At 66.9% G+C, this 21,509-nt stretch carries 25 protein-coding genes; 15 read left to right on the forward strand and 10 right to left on the reverse strand.

Translation table 11 applies throughout. The annotated features are described in order from the left end of the window. Positions 1 to 112 precede the first annotated feature (112 nt). The 6 genes from ATM97_RS17460 to ATM97_RS17485 all read left to right on the forward strand — a co-directional run bounded on the left by ATM97_RS17460 (position 113) and on the right by ATM97_RS17485 (position 8,359). Complete coding sequence (locus ATM97_RS17460) at positions 113 to 796, forward strand: TetR/AcrR family transcriptional regulator (RefSeq protein WP_218719093.1); 684 nt, start codon at positions 113 to 115, stop codon at positions 794 to 796. Further along, a complete protein-coding gene (locus tag ATM97_RS17465) occupies positions 793 to 1,149 on the forward strand; it encodes a DoxX family protein (protein ID WP_218719094.1) in 357 nt (118 codons plus the stop codon). The genes ATM97_RS17460 and ATM97_RS17465 overlap by 4 nt, the downstream gene beginning before the upstream one ends. 245 nt (positions 1,150 to 1,394) lie before the next feature. Continuing rightward, a complete protein-coding gene (locus ATM97_RS35030; protein WP_218719174.1) occupies positions 1,395 to 1,652 on the forward strand; it encodes a helix-turn-helix domain-containing protein in 258 nt (85 codons plus the stop codon). Positions 1,653 to 1,976: 324 nt separating this feature from the next. Next, positions 1,977 to 4,139, forward strand: coding sequence for an elongation factor G-like protein EF-G2 (locus ATM97_RS17475; protein WP_218719095.1), 2,163 nt, complete (start codon positions 1,977 to 1,979; stop codon positions 4,137 to 4,139). A 137-nt stretch (positions 4,140 to 4,276) separates the two neighbouring features. Then, positions 4,277 to 5,515, forward strand: a complete 1,239-nt coding sequence (locus ATM97_RS17480) for a CdaR family transcriptional regulator (protein WP_218719096.1) — start codon at positions 4,277 to 4,279, stop codon at positions 5,513 to 5,515. A 477-nt stretch (positions 5,516 to 5,992) separates the two neighbouring features. Next, positions 5,993 to 8,359: an arylsulfatase gene (locus ATM97_RS17485; RefSeq protein WP_308248526.1), complete on the forward strand. Its 2,367-nt coding sequence runs from the start codon at positions 5,993 to 5,995 to the stop codon at positions 8,357 to 8,359. 96 nt (positions 8,360 to 8,455) lie between these two features. On the opposite strand, the gene ATM97_RS17490 is transcribed toward ATM97_RS17485, so the two are convergent. From ATM97_RS17490 to ATM97_RS17505, 4 genes are all read right to left on the reverse strand, one after another. Then, positions 8,456 to 9,172 (reverse strand): histidine phosphatase family protein, encoded by a 717-nt coding sequence (locus ATM97_RS17490; protein WP_218719097.1) that lies wholly within the window; start codon positions 9,170 to 9,172, stop codon positions 8,456 to 8,458. Between the two features lie 221 nt (positions 9,173 to 9,393). Beyond that, positions 9,394 to 9,636: a hypothetical protein gene (locus ATM97_RS17495; RefSeq protein WP_218719098.1), complete on the reverse strand. Its 243-nt coding sequence runs from the start codon at positions 9,634 to 9,636 to the stop codon at positions 9,394 to 9,396. A 101-nt stretch (positions 9,637 to 9,737) separates the two neighbouring features. Further along, positions 9,738 to 10,088 carry a hypothetical protein gene (locus tag ATM97_RS17500; RefSeq protein WP_218719099.1) on the reverse strand — a complete coding sequence of 117 codons (351 nt, stop codon included), beginning with the start codon at positions 10,086 to 10,088 and terminating at the stop codon, positions 9,738 to 9,740. A gap of 144 nt (positions 10,089 to 10,232) precedes the next feature. Then, positions 10,233 to 10,610 carry a helix-turn-helix domain-containing protein gene (locus ATM97_RS17505; protein ID WP_218719100.1) on the reverse strand — a complete coding sequence of 126 codons (378 nt, stop codon included), beginning with the start codon at positions 10,608 to 10,610 and terminating at the stop codon, positions 10,233 to 10,235. Between the two features lie 78 nt (positions 10,611 to 10,688). On the opposite strand from ATM97_RS17505, the gene ATM97_RS17510 reads away from it, so the two are divergent. After that, positions 10,689 to 11,099, forward strand: coding sequence for a RidA family protein (locus ATM97_RS17510; RefSeq protein WP_218719101.1), 411 nt, complete (start codon positions 10,689 to 10,691; stop codon positions 11,097 to 11,099). A gap of 303 nt (positions 11,100 to 11,402) precedes the next feature. Further along, on the forward strand, positions 11,403 to 12,005 hold the full coding sequence (locus ATM97_RS17515) for a chloramphenicol phosphotransferase CPT family protein (protein ID WP_218719102.1): 603 nt from the start codon (positions 11,403 to 11,405) through the stop codon (positions 12,003 to 12,005). Between the two features lie 88 nt (positions 12,006 to 12,093). Here ATM97_RS17515 and ATM97_RS17520 read toward each other — a convergent pair whose 3' ends face one another. Next, positions 12,094 to 12,555, reverse strand: coding sequence for a DUF4383 domain-containing protein (locus tag ATM97_RS17520; protein WP_218719103.1), 462 nt, complete (start codon positions 12,553 to 12,555; stop codon positions 12,094 to 12,096). Positions 12,556 to 12,989: 434 nt separating this feature from the next. Between ATM97_RS17520 and ATM97_RS17525 the strand changes: the two genes are divergently transcribed. The 3 genes from ATM97_RS17525 (at position 12,990) to ATM97_RS17535 (ending at position 15,646) form a co-directional block, all read left to right on the forward strand. Beyond that, a complete protein-coding gene (locus ATM97_RS17525) occupies positions 12,990 to 14,231 on the forward strand; it encodes an oxygenase MpaB family protein (RefSeq protein WP_218719104.1) in 1,242 nt (413 codons plus the stop codon). Between the two features lie 48 nt (positions 14,232 to 14,279). Further along, positions 14,280 to 14,576 carry a hypothetical protein gene (locus tag ATM97_RS17530; protein WP_218719105.1) on the forward strand — a complete coding sequence of 99 codons (297 nt, stop codon included), beginning with the start codon at positions 14,280 to 14,282 and terminating at the stop codon, positions 14,574 to 14,576. A 194-nt stretch (positions 14,577 to 14,770) separates the two neighbouring features. Next, positions 14,771 to 15,646: a hypothetical protein gene (locus tag ATM97_RS17535; protein ID WP_218719106.1), complete on the forward strand. Its 876-nt coding sequence runs from the start codon at positions 14,771 to 14,773 to the stop codon at positions 15,644 to 15,646. Here the strand turns inward: ATM97_RS17535 and ATM97_RS17540 are convergent. Beyond that, on the reverse strand, positions 15,631 to 16,140 hold the full coding sequence (locus ATM97_RS17540) for a MarR family winged helix-turn-helix transcriptional regulator (protein WP_255587949.1): 510 nt from the start codon (positions 16,138 to 16,140) through the stop codon (positions 15,631 to 15,633). The genes ATM97_RS17535 and ATM97_RS17540 overlap by 16 nt on opposite strands. A gap of 407 nt (positions 16,141 to 16,547) precedes the next feature. Next, on the reverse strand, positions 16,548 to 16,724 hold the full coding sequence (locus ATM97_RS17545) for a hypothetical protein (protein WP_255587950.1): 177 nt from the start codon (positions 16,722 to 16,724) through the stop codon (positions 16,548 to 16,550). Between ATM97_RS17545 and ATM97_RS17550 the strand changes: the two genes are divergently transcribed. Further along, entirely contained in the window at positions 16,717 to 17,322 is a 606-nt protein-coding gene (locus tag ATM97_RS17550) for a hypothetical protein (protein ID WP_218719190.1), read from the forward strand. The genes ATM97_RS17545 and ATM97_RS17550 overlap by 8 nt on opposite strands. A 68-nt stretch (positions 17,323 to 17,390) precedes the next feature. Here ATM97_RS17550 and ATM97_RS17555 read toward each other — a convergent pair whose 3' ends face one another. Continuing rightward, positions 17,391 to 17,828 carry a hypothetical protein gene (locus ATM97_RS17555; protein WP_218719107.1) on the reverse strand — a complete coding sequence of 146 codons (438 nt, stop codon included), beginning with the start codon at positions 17,826 to 17,828 and terminating at the stop codon, positions 17,391 to 17,393. Positions 17,829 to 17,918: 90 nt separating this feature from the next. On the opposite strand from ATM97_RS17555, the gene ATM97_RS17560 reads away from it, so the two are divergent. Then, positions 17,919 to 18,542 (forward strand): hypothetical protein, encoded by a 624-nt coding sequence (locus ATM97_RS17560; protein WP_218719108.1) that lies wholly within the window; start codon positions 17,919 to 17,921, stop codon positions 18,540 to 18,542. 33 nt (positions 18,543 to 18,575) lie between these two features. Here the strand turns inward: ATM97_RS17560 and ATM97_RS17565 are convergent, their stop codons facing one another. After that, on the reverse strand, positions 18,576 to 19,133 hold the full coding sequence (locus tag ATM97_RS17565) for a type 1 glutamine amidotransferase domain-containing protein (protein ID WP_374104874.1): 558 nt from the start codon (positions 19,131 to 19,133) through the stop codon (positions 18,576 to 18,578). 86 nt (positions 19,134 to 19,219) lie between these two features. Continuing rightward, positions 19,220 to 19,600 carry a hypothetical protein gene (locus ATM97_RS17570; protein ID WP_255587951.1) on the reverse strand — a complete coding sequence of 127 codons (381 nt, stop codon included), beginning with the start codon at positions 19,598 to 19,600 and terminating at the stop codon, positions 19,220 to 19,222. 253 nt (positions 19,601 to 19,853) lie between these two features. On the opposite strand from ATM97_RS17570, the gene ATM97_RS17575 reads away from it, so the two are divergent. Then, on the forward strand, positions 19,854 to 20,435 hold the full coding sequence (locus ATM97_RS17575) for a hypothetical protein (RefSeq protein WP_218719110.1): 582 nt from the start codon (positions 19,854 to 19,856) through the stop codon (positions 20,433 to 20,435). A 327-nt stretch (positions 20,436 to 20,762) separates the two neighbouring features. Then, positions 20,763 to 21,305, forward strand: a complete 543-nt coding sequence (locus tag ATM97_RS17580; protein WP_218719111.1) for an STAS domain-containing protein — start codon at positions 20,763 to 20,765, stop codon at positions 21,303 to 21,305. Positions 21,306 to 21,509 lie beyond the last annotated feature (204 nt).

A 21,509-nucleotide genomic window follows, 5' to 3' on the forward strand; every position in this document is an offset into this window, starting at 1 on the left:
TTTCGGGGGCAAACCTGCGCGCCTGTCGATCGGGTGTGGTGCACGCGAGCGTTGATCCTCGCCCGGTGGATCGGTCCCAGCGTCGGGTGATCACGAGGCGGTGGATCGCCCGATGCTCGGCAGTGCGGCGGCCATCGACCGGCCGAGGACCCGCGTTTGCGTTCACGACCAACCATGGCCTAGCATTCTGAACATGTTCAGTGAACATGTTCAGTCGCGGTCGGAGCAACAAGCGGCGACGCGACAGAAGGTCTTGGCGGCAGCCGAACGGCTCTTCCGTGCCCAGGGCTTCAAAGCGACCACCATTCGGCAGATCGCCGCCGAAGCGAAGGTGAGCACCGGGACTGTCATGGCGGCCGGCGAAAAGGACGCGTTGCTCGTCTCGATCTACGACAACTGGATCACCTCGGTGCACAACGGCAGGCACACCGAACTCGTGCCCTCGGCGACGACCGCGACCGCCGAGGACGTGCTGAACCTCTTCGCTCCCTTCGTCGGACATTTCGCGCTCGACTCCGAGCTCTCACGCGAGTACCTGGCGATCCTCGTCCGCGGAAACCATGAGTCGGTGATCTTTCGAGACCTCGCACTCGCCCTGCTGGGCGAACTCGAAACCGTGCTCGCCCGAACAGCGCTGCCCCACAGTCAGGTCGGCCGTGGCGCTCGGACCATCTATCTCGCCTACCTCGGTTTGCTGATGACCGCGGCCAGCGGCGCCATCGCGATGCCCGACGCGGCCGAACAACTGCGACAGACCATCGAATTCGTCATCACGCCTCCGGAAGGAAACCCATGATCCACGCTCCCCAACCCTGGTGGCTACCAGCGCTACTCGCGCTCTCGCTGTTCGCGGACGCGCTCATGTCCGTGCGCCCGCCGATGTTCATCCAGCGATGCCTCGACGGCGTCCGGTTTCCACGCGACTGGTGGTGGACGCTCATCACCATCAAACTGGCGGCCACCGCGGGTCTCCTTGTCGGACTGAAGTATCCGGGTGTCGGATTCGCCACCGCGGTCGGTGTGATCGGCTATTTCGTGTGCGCCGCCTACGCCCACTACCGGGCCCGCTTCCTCGGATACGAGTTCTGGATCAACTGCCTCGGCATGCTGGCCCTGGCGGTGGTAGCGACGATCACGTACGTGGTGTGAGCGGCAGCGCTGCCCGGAATCCGACTCGGCGCCACCTGATCGTGGCCTGCGACGACTCCGGGCAGCCTCCGCCCAAGCCTGCGGACGAACAGGATCCGGCCGAGTGCGTGGGCCGGTCGACTCCGAGGGGTAGCACTCGACCTGACTGCGGCTTCATGTGGATTACCTGAACACGACCGGCGGCGGCCTGATCGAGACCACACCGCAGCCGGGCTGACCTTGGCTGCCGCCACACCGGTGCTGCGCTGGTACGACGCTCAGCGGCTGGTAATGAGCCCGCGCACCTGCAACGGCGCCTCGCCGAACACGAGACGACCTGGCGCAGCGAGGCCGAACAAGTTCGCCGGCAGCGCGCGCTGGAGCTGTTGCGCAATCCGGACCTATCGATGCGGTCGATCGCGCGTCGCGTCGGCTACAGCGATGAGCGAGCACTACGCAGGGCCGTCCGCCGCTGGCATGGATTGCCGCACTTGGCAGTTCGCGGCGAGATCGCCGCGGGGTGAGCCGACGGGCAGCCCACCGGACGGGACGGCCACTGCGCTGCGTTGATTCCCGACACGCCTTCGGGTCGGCCCGGGTTCGATACCGGCACCGCTCGGGACAGGATCCGAGTGCCCGCACCACTCGGGACCGTGGCCGAGTGCCCGCACCTCGCCGATCCGGTGGCGCGAACTCCCACGAGGGTGCCGGAACGGGAGTCCGTGGGCATCACTGCCCCGGCGATCGGCACCGGGTGCCGAGGCAATCGGCCGGAAACCATGGACGTGCCCCCACCTGCGGTGGGAAGCTCGAAGGAGCCGGGTCCCTAATCCGAGGGAGCGTGCGACATGGTGGACCGGACGAACGGGGCGCAGCGACCGGAGAGCATCCGGAACGTGGCGTTGGTCGGCAGCAGCGGTGCGGGCAAGACGACGCTGGTGGAGGCGCTGGCGTTGGCGACCGGCACGGTGAATCGGGCCGGCCGGGTGGAGGACGGGACATCGCTGTCGGACTACGACGAGGTCGAACGGCGACAGCACCGATCCGTGCAGGTGTCGGTGGTCCCGGTGCTGTGGGGCGGGGTGAAGATCAATCTGATCGATACGCCGGGATGCCCGGATTTCGTCGGCGAACTGCGCGCCGGGTTGCGCGCGGCGGACGCGGCTCTTTTCCTGGTGTCGGCAGCCGACGGAGTGGAGGGCGTGGCGGGGGCGACGCGGGAACTGTGGGCGGAGTGCGCGCGGGTGGGGATGCCGCGGGCGATCGTGATGACACATCTGGACACGGCGCGGGCGGAGTACGCGGAACTGGTCGAGACCTGTCAGGCACTGCTGACCGACGGAGCGAGCGATACCGTGCTCCCATTGCACTTGCCGGTCTACGGGCAGAAGAGTCCCGACGGGCACCGGCCCGCGATCGGACTGCTGGAACTGCTCGAGCGACAGGTCGCCGACTATCGCAGCGGCAAACGCGAGCGCACCGAACCTTCCGCCGACCAGCTCGGGGTGATCGACCCGGCTCGCGATCGATTGATCGAGGCGATCATCGCCGAGAGCGAAGACGAAACGCTGATGGAGCGCTACCTCGACGGCGAACCCGTCGAACTCGACACCCTGGTCGCGGACCTGGAACGAGCCGTGGCGCGCGGAAGCTTCCATCCGGTGCTGTTCGCGGCACCGGCCGCCGAGGACGCGGAACAGGGCCTGGGCACGCTCGAATTGCTGGAACTGGTCACGGCCGGGTTCCCGACGCCGATCGAACACCCGCTGTCGGCCGTGGCGCGCGGCGACGGCGCCGCGCCCGCCGCGCTGCGCTGCGATCCGGCGGGAGAACTCGCCGCGGAGGTCATCCGGACCTCGTCCGACCCGTATGTGGGACGGGTGTCGCTGGTGCGGGTGTTCTCCGGCACGCTGCACGGCGAGGACACCGTCCGCGTCTGCGGACCCGGGCACGATGCCGACGACCGGGTCGGCGGGGTCACCGCACCGTTGGGGAAACAACAGCGGGCACTGACCGAGGCCGTCGCCGGCGATATCGCGTTCGTGAGCAAACTCGGCCACGCGGAAACCGGCGACACCCTGTCCGGCACCGAGAATCCCCTCCTGATCGCGCCGTGGCAGCTGCCGGAACCTTTACTGCCCGTGGCTATTCGAGCGCAAGGGAAGGCCGATGAGGACAAGCTCTCGCAGAGCCTGACCCGGCTCGTCGCCGAGGATCCGACCTTGCGGCTGGAAAACAACGAACACACCCATCAGCTGGTGCTGTGGTGCCTGGGGGAGGCCCACCGGGATGTCGCGCTGGAACGATTGCGCGGGCGGTTCGGGGTGCGAGTGGACGTGGAGCCGTACCGGGTGGCGCTGCGGGAGACGCTCGCCGCCGCGGCCGAAGGGCGCGGCAGGCTGGTGAAGCAGTCCGGCGGGCACGGGCAGTACGCAGTGTGCCGGATCGAGGCGGAACCGCTGCCGGTGGGAACAGGATTCGAGTTCGTCGACCGGGTGGTCGGTGGGGTGGTGCCGCGACAGTTCATCGGATCGGTGGAGAAGGGGGCGAGGGCGCAGGCCGCGCGCGGGGTCACTCCCGGATATCCGCTGGTGGATGTGCGGGTGACACTGGTGGACGGGAAGGCGCACTCGGTGGACTCCTCCGACGCCGCCTTCCAGACCGCGGGTGCCCTCGCCCTTCGCGACGCGGCGGATGCGTCCGGAACCCTGCTGCTCGAACCGGTCGCCGCGGTGCGGGTCACGGTCCCCGACGACCAGCTGGGCGGCGTCCTCGGCGACCTGTCCACCCGCCGCGGCCGCATCCTCGGCACCGAACCGGCCGAGCCCGGCCGGACCCACATCCGGGCCGAGGTACCCGAACTCGAACTGAGCAGGTATGTCATCGACCTGCGATCGCTCACCCACGGCGCGGGAGCGTTCGCCCGCGGGTACCTGCGGCACGAGCCGATGCCGGCCGCCGTGGCCGCGCGGGCACGCAAGGAAAGCCCCGAGGTGTCGGGGGCCGTATGATTGTCGCGGCCGTGGCCCGGGCGTGAGCTGCACTCGTGAACCGAGAATGCGTTCTCGGAATTGTCATAGCAACCAAGTTTTTCACCGTGTTCACCAGAGCATCCCCCGTCTCGCTGTGTGGAGACACAATCGGAGCCATGCTCGTGCAACACCCGGTTTCTGCCTCGTCCCCGCTGACGGCTCGATTGCTCGGTCGTTGGCCGCAGATCGCGGAGCGCATGCTGACCGAGGGCCTGGACGCCACCGCGCCCGCCGAACTGCCCGACGGTCACTTCACCGCCGAGGTCTTGCCGACGATCTATGCCTGTGGGCGGGCGGTACTCGAAGCGATCGGCGCCGACCGCGAGTTCACCCGTGCGGAGGTCACCGCATTCGTGGCCCCGGTCGCCGAGCGCCATGCCGAGGACAGACTCCCGCTGTCGATGCTGATCAGCGCGATCCACCGGTCGGCGCAGGCGGTACTCGCGGAAGCCGCGGCGGTCGCCGACCCCACGCGGATGGATGAGTTCATCCAGGTCTTCAACCGGCTGCTCGAATTGCTGCGGCGTATCAACATGACCGTGGTCGAGACCTATACCGAGGTCGAACAGTCGATCTACCACGCCGAGCGGGAGGCCAGGCGCGAATTGTGTTCGGCGTTGGTGCGCGGGCTGCCCGCCGAAGAACTCGCCGTGCGGGCGGACACCATCCTCGCCGACTGGTACACGGTGCTGGCAATCCACGTGAGCGAACCGGCGCGCACCGGTAGCGCGGTCAACCTGGTGACCCGGCGCCGGATCCGATTGCTGCAGAGCGCGCTCTACGAGCTCACCGGCGCCATCACTCCCGCGACGTTCGACGGCACCAGCGGGATCGCGTTGTTGAGCAACAGTTCCGAGTCCGACGTCGTCGACGCCGCGCGACTCGACGAGCTGGCCGCTCGGCTGACGCAGCAGTTCGGGGTCACGGTGTACCTGGGGGAATTCTCCACCGTGCGCCGCGAGGGTATTCCGGCGGCAGCCGTGGACGCGGGCGAACTGGCCGAGCTGGCCCGGCTGTGCGGTCGACCGGGAGGCAGCTACCGGCTCGACGACCTGCTGCTGGAGTACCAGCTCACCCGGCCGGGTCCGGCGCGAGAACGATTGGCGCAGCGCGTGATTCCGCTGCTCGCGAGCCCGCATCTGCTCGAGGCGCTGGAGGCTCATCTTCGGCACGGCGCGGACCGCAAGACCGCTTCGCGTCGCATCCATGTCCATCCGAACACCTTCACCTACCGGCTGCGCCGCATCGCCGAACTGACCGGCCTCGACCCGGCCGAGCCCACGGATTCGCGCATGCTGGCGGCGGCGCTCACCGTGCACCGGCTCGTCTCGTCCCAGTCTCATGGCCAGGCCTAGGAATTCGGCACCGCGGTGACGAAATCGGCTGCGGCGTCGACATGGCGGGGGTAGCGCGTATGAACGTGCCAGTCGATTTCGTACTCCACAGCACAAGACGCTGGTTCGGGTAGCTTGCAACCTGCCGCACCACCGGGTCGACCAGGTCTCGATTGCCCTGCTGGACCGAAGCAGGCTGATCGAGGCTCACCGGGCAGCCGACCCGGTAGGCGTCGGCGGTGCCCGACAGCGCGTCCTTGATCGCAGTGGAGACGGGTAACCGACGACCGTCCCGGGGTGGAATGTGCTCCACCTGCCGCCGGGCTCGTTGGTGCCGCGAACAGAACGCGCAGAAGGCGTCACGGCGCGAGCCGTCCGTGCTGCGCCGCATCCGTCGGGTTCACCCGCTTCGGGTGATCCGCGCCGGTCGACCAGGTCCTACGTTCGATCGAGAGCGTCGCAGGCGTTCCACCGACATCGCAGAACAAGGAGTCCACCGTGGCGGACAAGTCGAGTTCGGGACGTGAGAATCTTCCGATTCCCGATCGCCAATACTTGGGTTTGGTGACCTATGACGCCAAGGATCCCGAGACGACGTTTCCGCCCATCGAGCCGCTGCTGCCGCCGGAAGGCGCACCGAATGTCTTGGTGATCCTGCTCGACGACGTCGGTTATGGTGCGGCCAGCGCCTTCGGCGGACCCGCGGCGACACCGACCGCCGAACGACTGCAGAACAATGGCCTGACCTACAACCGTTTCCACACCACAGCGTTGTGCGCCCCGACCAGGGCCGCTCTGCTCAGCGGCCGTAATCATCATTCGGTCGGGATGGGCATGATCACCGAGACGGCGACGGCGGCGCCCGGTTCGTCGGGGGTGCGCCCCAACACCAAGGCCGCGCTGCCGATGACCTTGAAACTCAATGGCTACTCGACCGCGCAGTTCGGCAAATGCCACGAGGTGCCGCCGTGGCAGACGTCGCCGATCGGGCCCTTCGACGCGTGGCCGACCGGCGGTGGTGGCTTCGAATACTTCTACGGATTCATCGGCGGTGAAAGCAACCAGTACTACCCGGCCCTGTATGAAGGAACGACCCCGGTCGAACCCGAGAAAACTCCGGAGCAGGGATATCACCTCACCGAGGACCTCGCCGATCGCGCCATCGACTGGGTGCGCACCCAGAAGGCGCTGGCGCCCGACAAGCCCTTCTTCGTCTACTTCGCGCCGGGTGCCACGCACGCGCCCCACCATGTGCCCGCCGAATGGGCGGACCGGTACGCGGGCAAGTTCGCCGGTGGCTGGGATGCCCAGCGCGAGGCGACCATTGCCCGGCAGAAGGAACTGGGGGTGGTGCCCGCCGAGGCCGAGCTGACCCCGCGTCCGGTCGTGATCCCGGCGTGGGACGAGATGAGCGATGCGCTGAAACCGGTGCTGGAACGGCAGATGGAGGTCTATGCCGGGTTCCTGGAGCACACGGATTTCCAGGTGGGCCGACTCATCGACGCGGTGGAATCCATCGGCGCGCTGGACAACACGCTGATCTATTACATCATCGGCGACAACGGCGCCTCCGCGGAGGGAACCGTCAACGGCGCCTTCAACGAGATGGCCAACTTCAACGGTCTCGCCGCGATCGAGACGCCGGAGTTCATGGCCGAGGTCAAGGACAAACTCGGCGGCACCGACGCCTACAACCACTATTCGGTGGGGTGGGCGTGGGCTATGTGCACGCCGTTCCAGTGGACCAAACAGGTCGCCTCGCACTGGGGTGGCACTCGAAACGGCGCCGTCGTGCACTGGCCCGACGGGATCAGCGCCCGAGGTGAGGTGCGCTCGCAGTTCACCCATGTGATCGATGTGGCACCCACCATTCTCGCCGCGGCCGGAATTCCCGAGCCGACCTTCGTGATGGGCGTTCAGCAATCGCCTATCGAGGGCACTGCCATGAACTACACCTTCGAATCCGACGACGTCGCCGAACGCCACAACCTGCAATACTTCGAAATGGCGGGCAACCGGGGCATCTATTTCCAGGGTTGGAGCGCGGTCACCCGGCACAGCACGCCATGGCTGCCCAACGAAGAACTCCCCGCCCTCGACGACGATGTGTGGGAACTCTACGACGGTCACACCGATTGGACGCAGGCGCGGGACCTGGTCGCCGACCATCCGGACAAACTCGCCGCGCTCCAGCGACTGTGGTTGATCGAGGCGGTCAAGTACAACGTCTTGCCGATCGACGACCGCCGGTTCGAGCGGATCAACCCGACCATCGCCGGGCGCCCGCAACTGATCAAGGGGACAACGCAAGTGTTGTTCCCCGGGATGAAGCGACTCAGCGAGCACAGCGTCATCGATATCAAGAATCGCTCCTTCAGCGTGACCGCCTCGGTCGAGATCGCGACCGAGGGCCCCACCGAGGGCGTGGTCATCGCCCAGGGCGGCCGGTTCGGTGGCTGGGCCCTGTACTTCAAGGACGGGTACGCGGCGTTCGTCTACAACCTACTCGGAATGACCGAGTTCATCACGACCGCGAGCGAGGTCCTCTCACCAGGCAGCCATCAGGTCCGCGCCGAATTCGCCTATGACGGAGGCGGATTGGCCAAGGGGGGCGACGTGACGCTGTTCTATGACGGCACTCCGGTCGGAAAGGGCCGGGTCGAGCAGACTCAGCCGATGGTGTTCTCGGCCGAGGAGACCACCGATATCGGCGAGGACTACGGGCTCCCGGTCAGTCAGGACTACGCGGGCGCGAGCAAGTTCACCGGCCGCATCAGCGTGGTCCAGATCGACGTCGGCACGGACGACCACTCACACCTCATCGACCCCGCCGAGGTCGCCAGGGTCGCGATTTCGAGGCAGTAGACCTGACCGATACCTTGCCCGAACGCGCAAGTGCGACAAGCGAAAGGAGCCCGGCTCTGCGGGCTCCTGACGCTTGCGCGGGACGCGGGCCGAAGTTCAGCCTGCCGAGTGGCCGTCCCAGGAAACGAGTTTCCAACCCTTCGCCGGGCTGCCCTTCACGACAACGCGGCCGGTGTTGTGCAACGGATCGGATTGCAGCTTGCTCGGATCAGGATCGGACACCGACATCAGTGTCCAGACCATGATGGCACCGCCGTGGGAAAAGACGGCCGCGCGCTTGCTGCCGCGGTCCTGGATGTCCTGGATGGAATCATTCATCCGCTTCTTGAATTCGTGGCCGTTGATGGACCCGGGGATTCGCGCGTCCAGGTTGCCCTGAATCCACTGCAGCGGTGCGGCGAAATAGTCGCGGCCGGCATCGCGCTCGGGCGTGCCCTCGTAGATGCCGGCCTCGATCTCGTGGATGCCGTCTTCGATCACGGTGGGAAGACCACACAGCTGCGAGGTCGGTGCCGCTGTTTGCTGGGTGCGGATCATCGTCGAGGCATACACGCCGTCGAACTTGCAGTCGGCGAGGAGTTCGGCGACCGCGGCGGACTGCTCCCAGCCCTTGGCGGTGAGTTCGGGTCCCGGGACGGTGGTGTCGATCAGGCCGGAAGCATTGCCCGTCGATTCGCCGTGACGGACAAGAGTCAGGGTCATTTCACCGGTCGCCGGCGCAGCGAGCGCGCTTCCACCGCCCGCCGTGACGAGTGTCAGTACCGCGACTATCGAGGTGACTGTCGCGGACAGGCGAGATTTCAGCGGACTCATAAGGACTCCTTCGTCGTCGAGAACCGGGCCGATCGGGACGGAACGCTGTGGCCCGATTCGGGACACTAAAGTCGGCTCGACAGCACCTCGGGAGGGTCTCCCGGTGACCGGGATCATCTCGGCGGCCTTCTCGCTGAATGGCCGTGTTCACCGATTTCGGTGCCTATCCCGCCTCTTGCGTGTATGGGGTGTACTGCTTCGGGATATCGACTGCCGGTCGTTCAGATGAGGAACGGCATCACGAGGTCGAGCAGTTCGTGCGGCCTGTCGAGCGGGATGAGGTGGCCGCAGTCCGGGATGACCTGACCGACGAGGTCATCGGTGATGGGTCGGAGCTGTCGCTCCAATGCGTCGCCGACGGGGTGGGCGCCGATCGCCAGGATGGGCATGGTGAGCCGGTGGGCCGCCGCGGCCTGATCGAGCTGGTCGGCGCTGATCGGCAGGCTATGGCCGAGATCGACCACGCCAACACCGAATAGTTCCTCCCCCCCGTCATATCGGGTGGGTCTTGGGTCGGAATGCGGGCGCCTCCGACTCCATCAGTGGTGTTCGGCTACCCACACGATCAGAACCGGGACAGGGCGTCGAGCCCGCGCAGCATCAGCACGACATAGGCGATGGCGCCGACGCCGCACAGCGCGACGAAGCTCAGCGAAAGACGCAGCGCCACAGCGGACAGCCACGGTCGAAGACCCGCTCTGCGACTGACCACCACACCAGCCAGCGACACCGCGATGGCGATGGCGGCGGGCGCTGCGAAGCTGCCGATCGTGACGACGACAGTCGGCAGCTCGACACCGGGCCGGTTCATCATCCAGACCAGGTCCGCCACCGCGACGACCAGGAAGCCCAGTGCCGCGCCGCCCCACCAATCGTCGGGTCTCGTTCGCTCTCGAAGCCCCAAGAGTCCACGCACACCCACAGTGAACCAGGGCCGGCACGCCGAGGCGAGTTGGAGGGAATCGACTCCGGCCTCGGGGAATCGCGAGAGGAGCCGCGCTTTCGAGCGCCGGTTCGTGGAGGCGTGCGCCCGCTACCCGTGCGCCGGTCGAGTGTGGGGTCAAGCCAGTTCTGCGGTGTCCTCGCGTGCGTCGTAGGCCGCGCGAGCGCGGTGAATCGAAGGCATGTGCTCAGCCGCCCATGCCAGCAGTACGTCGACGGGTTGGCGCAGTGTCTTGCCGAGTGGGGTGATCCGGTACTCGATCGCGATCGGACGGGTGTCGATGACGATCCGTTCGATCACGCCGTTGCGCTCCAGTCGGCGCAGGGTCGCGGTGAGCGACTTCTGTGTGACCGCGGGGATCGCGCGGCGTAGTTCGTTGAATCGGGACGGGCGTTCGCAGAGTTCGTTCAGGACGCTGAGCGACCATTTGTCGAGCACTTGATCGAGCAACTCGCGGTGCGCGGTGTCGATGCGGATCTCCCCGGCGGTATCCATGTTGAAACCTGGTTTCGTTGCAGTGTCTTCTTTCCACTAGGTAGCTTAGCGATACTTAGTCAAACGGAAGGCGAGACCATGACCGTTCAGCACTTCACGCCCGAGGGCATGCTGCAGCCGACCCCGTATCACCACGTGGCGGTGGGTACCGGATCGCGGCACGTGCACGTCAGCGGGCAGGTTTCCCGGCTGGCCGACGGGACTCCTGTCGCACCCGGTGACCTCGCCGGACAGATCGCTCAATCGCTGCGCAACACAGCCCTCGGCTTGGCAGGGGCGGGCGCCTCGTTCTCGGATGTGGTGCGCCTGACGTTCTACGTCACCGGGTGGAGTCCCGATCAGATGGGCGAATTCATGGCGGGCGTGGAGTCGGTCGCCGCGGACATCGGACTGCCGATTCCGATGCCTCCGGCCTCGCTCATCGGTGTCGACTACCTTTTCGAGGCCGACGTGCGTGTGGAAGTCGAGGCGACCGCCGTCCTCGACTGACCCTCCCACTCCGAGGTCGTGCCGGAAGTCGCCGAAGTGGTTGTCGCTCATGGTGCTCACTGCCCGGCCTGCGGCGGACGGGCCTGCGCGGGCACTGTCAGCGGGATGAGGTGGGGCGCCAGCGTCAGTCCTGGATGGCCGCTGCGGCGACGATGCTGACCCCGGTCCGGGCGAGCACGGGCGCCCAGGTGACATGGCCACGGCGCATTCTCACACGTCCGTATCGGCTCGCCTCGACGCCGTACCCTTCATCCGAAAGATGATGGGAGAGTGCACATTTCGGTGAGCGGCTAGCGTGGGGGAATGCGAAGCGCAGGTCGTCCGCCGCCGGTCGTCTTCCTCAACGGTGTCTCGAGCGCGGGAAAGACCACCTTGGCCCGGGCCATCCAGGACGAAAGCGACGTCCCGTTCGTGTACTGGGGGATCGACACCTTGTTCGGCCTGGTGCCGCCGAAGTGGGGTGGCGGACGCGACGGTCCGCTCAGTCGCGACGGATTCTGGTATGACCGGAGTGAGCAGGATGCGGGCGGTCACCCCCTCCTGGTGATCCGCTACGGGCACGTCGGCTACCGGATGTTGCGGTCGGCGTGTTCTGCGGCTGCCGAGTTCGCCCGTGGCGGTGATCATCTGGTCATCGACGAGATGCTGCTGTCTCCGGACTTGCTGCCGATCTGGATGGAGGCACTGGCGGGACTGGACGTGCAGCTGGTGGGTGTCACCTGCCCGCTGGCAGTGGCTGAGCAGCGGGAACTGCTGCGTGGCAAGACAATCGGGCTGGCGCGAGGCCACTTCGGTACAGTGCACGACCACGGCTACCCCTACGACACGGTCGTCGACACGAGTACCGCGACACCCGCCGAATTGGCCAGGGTCGTGCTGGGGCGAGGGAGCCGCCCGCTCGAGTGACGGGCGTCGAGGCCGACCGGTGCGGTCGGGTCTCAGCTCGGCAGAATGCGCCGGGACCGCCCCGGTGCGTTTTGAGCGTGGTGCTCGATCACGGACGGTGCGTCGTGGTGGTCGTCGTCCGGCGGGGGAGAGCGAAGCCCAGGGCGACCATGCCGAGACCGAGGCCGAGGTGCAGCCAGTTGTCGGCGTCGTTGAGCGGCACGAAGTTCGCTTCGCTGTGCTCGTCGACGAGGAGCCCGTACAGCCACAGCGCCAGATAGACGACGCCGCCGCCGACCAGGTAGGCGCGGGCCGCCGTGGCGGTGGCGGCCGCGACCAGGCCGACCACGCCGAAGACGATGTGCACGATGTTGTGCAGTCCCGACACGGCGAAGACGCCGAGCAGTTTCGCGCCGGACTCGTGACCGGCCCACTGCAGGTCCTCGTAGTCGGTGGTGATACCCGGTACGAAGCCGAGGATGCCCACCACCAGGAAGACGGCTCCGACGACGAGCGCCGCCAGTTGGACCAGCGAACGTGCGGTTCCGCTACGTCCTACGGATGTGGACACAGCTGTCTCCTTTCGCTGTGACAGGCCGACCCGCGGGCCGACCCGCCTGCGGTTGTTCGGACGACTGTCGCTTGCCCGTGTCGTGGCTGGTCAAACAGCGAATCCCGTGGTCACAGGACGGCGGCCGCTCTACCGGCGCGGCGAAGACAGCCAGTGTCCCGACGCGCTCACGGGCGATAAGTTACTTTGCGTTCCGATAGTTGAGGGCAGGTCGCGGAGCGGCGAGTGAACGGGGGAAGTGACGTTTTGCCCGAAAATGTCCGGTCATTCTCTGCGCAAATGGCAATAGTTCGACTGTTGGAGAGCGTGAATCGGAACGTGCTCCCGACGGCGACCGCGATGCTAAGTTAATATTCATTCCGTCAGACTCGGTGCGTGAGTACGCATCGTGCGACGACGGTCGGATTGCTTGATACTCAACGAGGAGTGGCGTCATGGACGCACTGAGCAGGCGTAATGCCATGAAATTCGGTGGGATGCTGGGAGTGGCGGGCGCCTTCGCCGTCGCCGCGCCCGCACGCTCGCAACCGTGGAGCTGGTCACCGGAGGGATCCATCGCGGGCTCGGGCTCGGGCGCGGACCCGATGACGGTGTGGGATCCCGAAGCCGATGCCCTGATTCCCGGGCTGATCGACCGGGGCGACGTCCCCCGGGTCAACGAACTGCTCCGGACCTGGAAGACCAACGGACAACCACTCCCGGCCGGACTGCCCGCCGATCTCCGGGACTTCATGGAGAACGCGCGCAAGCTGCCGCCGTGGACCGACCCCGGCAAGCTCGACGCGGCGATCCAGTTCAACAAGAAGCGAGGCCTCTATCTCGGGGTGCTCTACGGATTCGCCAGCGGCATGATGAGCACCGTCATTCCCAAGGAGGCCAAGGCGGTCTACTACTCCAAGGGCGGCCACGATCTCAAGGACCGCATCACCAAGACCGCCAAGCTCGGCTACGACATCGGCACCGCGAATTCCTATGCCCCCGACGGGGAAATGATCGTCACGTGCGTGAAGACCCGCCTGGTTCACGCCGCGGTGCGGCACCTGCTGCCGCAGTCGCCGCACTGGGTGCACTCCGCCGAGGAGGACACGCCGATCAGCCAGAACGACATCATGGTCACCTGGCACAGCCTGGCCACCACGGTGATGAAATACCTGCTCTCCTGGAACGTGCCGATGCCGGCGAACGAGTCCGAGGGCTTCCTGCATTCCTGGCAGGTGGCCGCGTCTCTCCTCGGGGTCCGCGACGAGTACATCCCGAACTCCTGGCCGGAGGCCAACGGTCAGGCCGCGCAGGTTCTCGACCCGATCCTGGCGGTGACACCAGAAGGGGTCAAGCTCGCCGACCGGCTGCTGGGATTGGGCGCCAATATCGACTTCGCCATCCTGAGCAAGCCGGTCCTCGGCGCGTTCACCCGCTTTCTGCTGGGCGACAAGATCGCCGACGGGCTGGCCATTCCCCGCGAACCGGTCTGGGATCCGCTGCTGCGTTTCAGCTGGGGCCCGTTCATCGCGGTCCGCGAAGGTCTGCTCACCGCGGTGCCCCCGATCGGCGATCCGTACTGGCTGTTCGACGAGTTCTTGCGCAAGGCGGCCCTGATCTACCTGGCCGAATTGCAGATGCCGATCAGTATCGAGATCCCGACCATGAACCGCGACATGAGTCGGCCGCACCGCTGATCCGTTCCCTGTCTTGCCGTTCCGATTCCTGAAGTAAGGAGACGCACGATGCGTCCAACGCTTTTTCTCGCCGCTGCCGCACTCACGTCGGCGGCCGTTCTAGGCCCCGCCCCGAGTGCGGCGGCCCAGCCGACCGCTCCCGTCGCCGATGCCGGCACCGGTTCGTCGGTCGTCGACTCCGCCTCCAGGGCTGCGCAATCCGCGGTCGAACTCGCTCAGCGGGGTGATCTCATCGGATTCCTCGTGCTGATGGCGATCACCCCGATCCAGATGGTTACCGGCGGGGTGTGCGACCTGGCTGTCGGCGCCGGATCGTCCAATCCCTGCAGCCCCACCCGGTACTGAATCGACGTCACCGGCAGGCCTGCGCCGCCGACGCGATCGTCTATCCCGTCGGCGGCGCCTTGGGTGGCCGGGCCGGTGGGCGCGCGATGGACGGAGTCGGGCGCGATGTCGTCGGGGGTGGAGGTTTCGGCGACAGCCGGAGCTCGGTCGTCGTCGGGGGTCGTGTCGGGGTGGTCGTCGGCGCCGGTGGTGGGGTGGACAATGTCGGTGACGTCGTGGTCGAACCGGTCGGGCCCGTGGTCGGCGTGCTCGAAGCTGCTGGGCCCGTGGTCGAACTGGCCGGACCCGTGGTCGTCGTTTTTCCGGCCGGACCCGTGGTCGTCGTAGGCGAACCGGTCGAGCCCGTGATCGTGGTGGTGGTCGGCGCCGTGCTCGGAGTGGTGGTGCCCGCGTCAGTCGTCGTCTGGGGGACCGCCGACGTGGATGTCGAGGTCGTGGGGGACGGCGCGCTGGACGTGCTCTCGAGCGAAACACTGGCTGTGGCAGAGAAACTCGCGCTCACCGAGATCGTCGGCGAGTCGTCCGAGGCGGTCTCGGACGGCGGGGTCGTCGGTGTCTCCGTCTCGTCGACTGTGCTCGCAGGCACAGGCGCAGGCGCCGGCTCCGGCTCCGGGTCCGGCTCTGACTCGGGGTCGAGCGAGAGATCAGTGGTCGAGGTGTCTGCGTCGGCGATGTCGCCTGGGGTGAAGACCTCGCTCGGTGTGTCGGAGACTGTGTTCGGGAGCAGTGCGCCCGGCTCGCCGGCGGCCACGCCGGAATCGGGCGGGACTACGGCAGGTTCGCACGAGAGATTCTTCGCCTCGTTCGCCCGCGCCGGCGGGTCCGGGTCCGCCCGGACGGCGAGGGTCGTCCCGATGACCGTGGCCGCCAACGCCGCCGCCACGCCTGCGCGCGTCAGTCGTCGTCGAAGCCGCTCGGCCGATGACACCGGGTCGGGCCGGTCGGATCGCCCAGGTTCTTCGGTGTTGTCGACGGTGTGCATCCAGCTCCTGCTTTCTCCCCGGTGCCGAGCGTGGTTATCGACGACGGCACAGCGCGGTCGGCGTGGGTGTTGTCAGGGATTCGAGTAGGGATCGACCTCGCGCAACCGTTGCCGGTGTATTCGCTGCAACTCGCCGGCCCGGGTGAGAAAGTCGGCGATTGTTTCCAGTTCGGCGGTGTCGTAATAGTTCAGCAGCATCTTGTAGCTCTCGACGATCATCGGTACGACGAGTTCTTGTACCCGATGGGCCGCGAGTTCGGTGGCCATCACGATCACGCGCCGACGATCGGTCGGGTGCAGGGAGCGCGCGATATAGCCTTGCTTCTCCAGGCGATTGAGCATGATCGTGACACCGGCGGAGGTGAGTCCGAGCCGTTCGGCCAGCCTGCCGGGTGTCGTGGATTTCTCGTCTTCGAGCAGGACGATCTCCAGTGCGCGCCGATCGGTCTCGTTCACGCCGAGCACTCTGATCAGCTCGCGGATCAGATCCTCGACGGATCCGTGATAGAACTCCAGCGCCCTTTTGAGCTCGGCCGGGATCCTGGCGGGTTGGCTTGTCGTCGGGCACACAGGCTTTCCCATCGATCACTTGAAACATGGAACCGCTCACCAGAACTCACCGATCAGGGCGGGCTCGATCGCCGGGCGCCCGATTCCGGCCGGGGGAGTCGGGGTGTGAGATCGGGCATGGTGGCTCCTGTCAATCGATCGACCGGCAGCTCGGACCACGGCTGACGAACATCACGAAAGCGGCACCCGCTCCGGCCGTCGGAGCATTCGTGGCGGTGCCGGACATGCACTGTACGACATAGCCGGGGATGCGACACCGCGCATCGAAATATTCGGTCGAAGTGGCTGCTGTGCGCCAAACGCTAAGTGGGGCAAGCAGTATCGGAGGCGATAGTCGTCGGGCCGGGTTGCTCGCGCAACCCGGCCCGGAGGTGTCGCCGCGCACGTGGACATGCTCACGCCCGCGACCGCGCGCGGGGTCAGGTCACATTGGTGGTGGTGAGGGTCGGGGACGGGTTCGGGTAGCACGACGTCGCGACGTTGCCCACGAAGGAGACGTTGGTCGTCATCGTCATGCCGGGACTGGCATAGCTGGTCCCCGCGTACTTGCTGGTGATCGGCGTTCCGGCGGCACCGGCGGTGACGTTGATGGTCACCGCCGGTGGCGTGAAGCTGGTGCCGCCCGCGATCGGACCCGGCACCGTCAGAACGACATTCCCGCCCGACGTGGCGACCGTGCCCGCCACGGTCCCGCCGGAAACGGTCGCCGAGACCAGGGTCGAATTCGCGGGCGTCGGAATGGTCATCTTCAGGTTGCTGATGTTGTTCACCGTGAAGCCGGACGCCGAGCTGGGCACCGACGAGGCGCCCGGCGTGATGGTGATGGCCACCGCGGAACCCGAGGCCACCGAGCTCGGCGCGGTGCCGGTGACCGAGGTGTTCATGCTCGAGGTTTGGCCGATACCGAGGACGGTGCCCCGGCAGCTCCAATTCACGCTGACCGGGGCGGCATTTACCGGTGCGGCCAAGCAGAATATGGTGGCGACGGCCACCGGTGCGAGAAATCCGGCGGAAAAGAGCGAAGAGGTCGATCTCATGGCGATCTCCAGAAATATCGAGCAGCGGTGTGACGGGTTGTCGAGCCGCAAATGGGGGTGTTCGAAAAATATAGCGCGCTCTTCTCTTTCCGGGGTCGAAATCGTGAATCCGGGCCTCTCGGAATTATCATTATTCGCGATTAGATATTTACTCTGAATAGTTAATTCCGGAAAGCTTTCGAATTGTTCGCGAGGGCGCGCGGACCTGCGACGTCCGAGCGCTGCTCACTCCGGGGTGGCTTCGTGACCGGGATGGCCGTGGGTGCGACGGGCTTCTTTCATCTCGGCCTCGTAGAGGTGAGTGCGCCCGTCGACGAGTTCGCCGCGGATCTCGCGTTCGATGCGCCGGAACTGCGCGTAGTAGCCCTCGTCGTATTCCTCGACGATCTGGAAAGTCCAGCGGCCGGGCAGGACGTTGCGGCCCACCAACTCGGTGGCCAGCTTCTCGGCGAGGTGGACGTGCCCGGCCTCGCGCAGCATGTCCACGGCCGCACCGAGCGCGAGATCGGCGCCGCCGGTGAGCTGGTGGAAGCTGTAGAGGTGTCCGCGGGCACGTTCGGTGGTCTCCAACGCCTCGGACAGTTTTCCGACGGCCGCCACGGTCGCGGTGTCGACGCCGGCGGGCCGCTGGTGACGCTGGGCAGGCTGAGTGTTGTCGGTCATGTTCCGAGGCTATCGCCGGTGGCGAGCTGCGTATCCCGTCCGGCAGGGGGTATTGGCGAGGTATCCCTGTTGTCGATGATCGGAGGCACCATGAATTACATCGACGAGAACGACTCGGGCGGCAGCCGCGTGCGGATTCCCCGCAGTCGTGGCGCTGTGGGCGGGCTGGCGGTTCTGCTGCTCGGTGTGTGGGGCGCGCTCATACCCTTCCTCGGACCGTACTTCGATTTCGCGTTCACCCCGGACGATCCCTGGGCGTGGACTTCGGCGCGGGGCTGGCTGGAGGTGCTGCCCGGTGTGGTCGCGATCGTCGGCGGGCTGCTCATGCTGATGAGCAGGAACCGGGTGGTGGCCAGTGCCGGTGGCTGGCTGGCCGTGGCAGCCGGTACGTGGTTCGTGATCGGGCCGTTCCTCGCCGATCTACTCCGGCTCGGCGATCTGGGCGAACCCGTGGCCACCGGCGATCTGAAACGCGCGCTGCTGCACCTGACGTACTTCTACGGGCTCGGCGCGCTGATCCTGTTCTTTGCCGCCACCTCGCTGGGCCGGCTGTCGGTGCGCAGCGCGCGTGACATCGCGTTCGCGCGCCGGGAAGCGGTCGTGGGGGCCGGTGGTGATCGTGTCGTCGTCGACGATCAGGTGGTCGTCCCCGACGACACGGCCACGCCCGAACCGCACCTGCGCAAGCCCGACGTACGCCATCGCCCGGTGTGACCATCGCGAGCACCGACCCCGCACCCGCGTGGGTCAGTGCTCGCCCTCGGCGAACTCCTCGACGATCTTGGCGCAGAAGGCGGGCAGGTCGTCGGGGTGGCGGCTGGAGACCAGGCCGTTGTCGGTGACCACCGCTTCGTCGACGACCGTGCCGCCCGCATTGCGGATGTCGGTGCGGACACTCGGGTAGGAGGTGAGCGTGCGGCCGCGCACGGCATCGGCTTCGACCAGCGTCCACGGTCCGTGGCAGATCACGCCGATCGGTTTGCCCGTGGCGACGAACTCCTTGACGAAACCGACCGCGGCGGCGTCCTGGCGCAGCTTGTCCGGGTTGGTGGTCCCGCCGGGCAACAGCAGGGCGTCGTAGTCGTCCGGGCTCGCCTCGGCGACTGTGCGGTCGACCGGGAAGGTGTCACCGGGTTCGACATCGTGGTTCATCGCCTGGACCGTGCCGGAGCGCAGGGACAGCAGTTCGGTGGTGGCGCCGGCGCCCTCGACCGCGGCGCGCGGCTGGACGAGCTCCACCTGCTCCACACCGTCGGTGGCGAGGATGGCGACGTGCTTTCCGGTCAGTGCGTGCTGGGACATCATGATCTCCTCGTTCGGGGTCTGCGGGGCGCTTACCCGATTCCGCCCGGCGAAACAGCGCGGTGGGCGGCGGCCCGGTCGGGACCGGATCAGCTGCTGGCGACCGCGCTCGCGCCGATACCCAGATAGACGATCATCAGAACGAACAGGAACCATCCGGCGCCCTGCCAGAAGGGCCAGCGTCGTCCCCGCCGCCATTCCACATAGGTCCGCACGAAGGCGCCCACCCCGCCCGCGAGCAGGATCACGGTGGGCCCGAGCAGCACCGCGGTCTCGGCCGCCGAATCGCACAGCGCGGTAGCGGCGTCGGCACAGGCCGCCCGGCCGCCGGCCCAGATCGCGGCGACCACGGCGGTCAGCGCCGCGAGCGCGATCACGACGATCGAGTAGAACAGCGCCTGCCTACCGACTCGGCTGTCGGTATCGACCATGACCATCACCTCACCCTTCGGGTTACCGAGGATGGGCATGCCAAACATGACGGGGCCCTGAGCGGTGCGTGCGCGCTCGGTCCATCGGCGCCTGGATGCTCTCGGGCGCAGCGGGAGTCGCCCGCTGGCGACCGGAGGGCGTTGGCGCAGCCGCGTCAGGTCGAACAGCGGACCGCTCGGGTACGATCAACGCGGTCGGCGGAGCTACCGGGTGGACCCGCAGACGACTCCAGGGCGCGAGTGCGGGTTCCCGTGGTGCCGCCGGCGATACCGACCGCGGAGGCCTTCCCCGATGACCGAGCATCCTGGCGCTTTCCCCGCCATGCCTCCGGTGACGAGTGCAGAAATCGTGATTCGACGCTCGCCTCTACGGTGGTTCTGGTCGGTCTCGGCACTGGTGGCGTGCGGGGCCCTGCTCTGGGGATGTGCCAACGTCCTGGTCATCTCGCAGCTGGACACGGATCTGTCCGCTGCGGAGTCGCAACGACTCATGGAACGGCGCCGGATACAGATTCCCGACTCGTTCGAATTCGTCGGCATGCGGCGCTTCGGCTGTCCGCCCCTGGCAGGGATGTGCGGCTATGTCGGCAGCTATGTCGCGCCGGCGGAACAACTCCCGGACTACCGGTCGATGTACACAGATCCCACGCATCGCCAACCGCTGCGCCCGGTGACCTGCGCCGAGTTGAAGAAGCAATTGGGTTTCGACCCGGCGACGAGGACAGGCGACAACGACTGGAAGTTCGACTGTACGAACGCGATCGATCTGTTCGCCAGCCTCCCCTATGGCGACGAGGTGCACGGCTACCCCACGCTCACCATCGCTCGTGACGCACAATTCGCCACGATCTACTACTACACGCGGCCGAGCTGACCGTCTCGTGGGGCGAACGCGCCCCGCTGCTGGGTTGTTGAACGGGGCGCGTTCTCGATCGGCGATCCGCCCGGGCGGTCGCGACGACCTACGGCCGCGATACCCCCACCCGGCCGCACCACACGTCGAGAACCGATAAAGTTCGTCAAGGCAATCAACGGCGGCAAACGGCCACCTGTACCTGCGCGAACAGCCACAAGTGAGTCACGATCGATTGCCTGCTCCAAGCCGATGTGCTGAAATGGGGATTACCGGCCGGCCTTGACATCGCACCAGGGCCGGACGGGCGGTAGCAGGTCTGCCGGTGCCGAAGAATTCGAGAAATCGATGAACACGTCCCGCCATTCACGCCACTGGTTGAAGTCGACGCCCGCCGATCCGGTCGGCGCGGGCCGACGGTTGCACGCCGAGACCGAACCGTGCGGGCACACCACTGTGCTGGCGGTGCGCGGCAGCATCGACGCCTATACCCTGACCCGTTGGCAGCGGCTGCTGCATTCGACGATCAGCGCCACCTCCGCCGACGGCGGCAGATATCTCATCGTCGACCTCACCGATGTCGAGTTCCTGTCGTTGCGCGCGGTCCTGACGATGGCCGAGTGCACCGGGTACGCGCGCCGACGAGGTGTGGCGGTGAGCGTGGTCGACGCACACCCGTATGCGATGGCGGGCCGGGTCACCGAGATCGCCGGGCTGAGCCAGTGGCTGCCGGTCTATCCCGAATTCGTTGCCGCGTTGGCCGCGACCAAGACCGATGCGCCTCCGCTGGCGCAGAGCATCAGCGGTAGCCACCACCCTGGGCATTCGCAAGGACGGACGCGGCGACGACGACGGCCGTGGTTCACCTCCACCCCGACCGCCCGCTCTTGAAGCCGCTTCGCCCGCTCTTCCCGCAATCGAGAACCGTCATGTCCCGTGAGCTCGACCATCGACCAGCGCAGTTGGACCACCCGGCCCCCTTCGGCGATGCCTCGTTCGTGTCCTGGCCTGATCCCAGCCCACTGCAATCGTGGTGGGACCAGGTCATGGGCGACCACGTCATCCCGACCGCGGGCTCCACCCGCAGGCGCGGAC

Source organism: Nocardia sp. MH4 (assembly GCF_019266065.1).
Lineage (GTDB): Bacteria > Actinomycetota > Actinomycetes > Mycobacteriales > Mycobacteriaceae > Nocardia > Nocardia canadensis.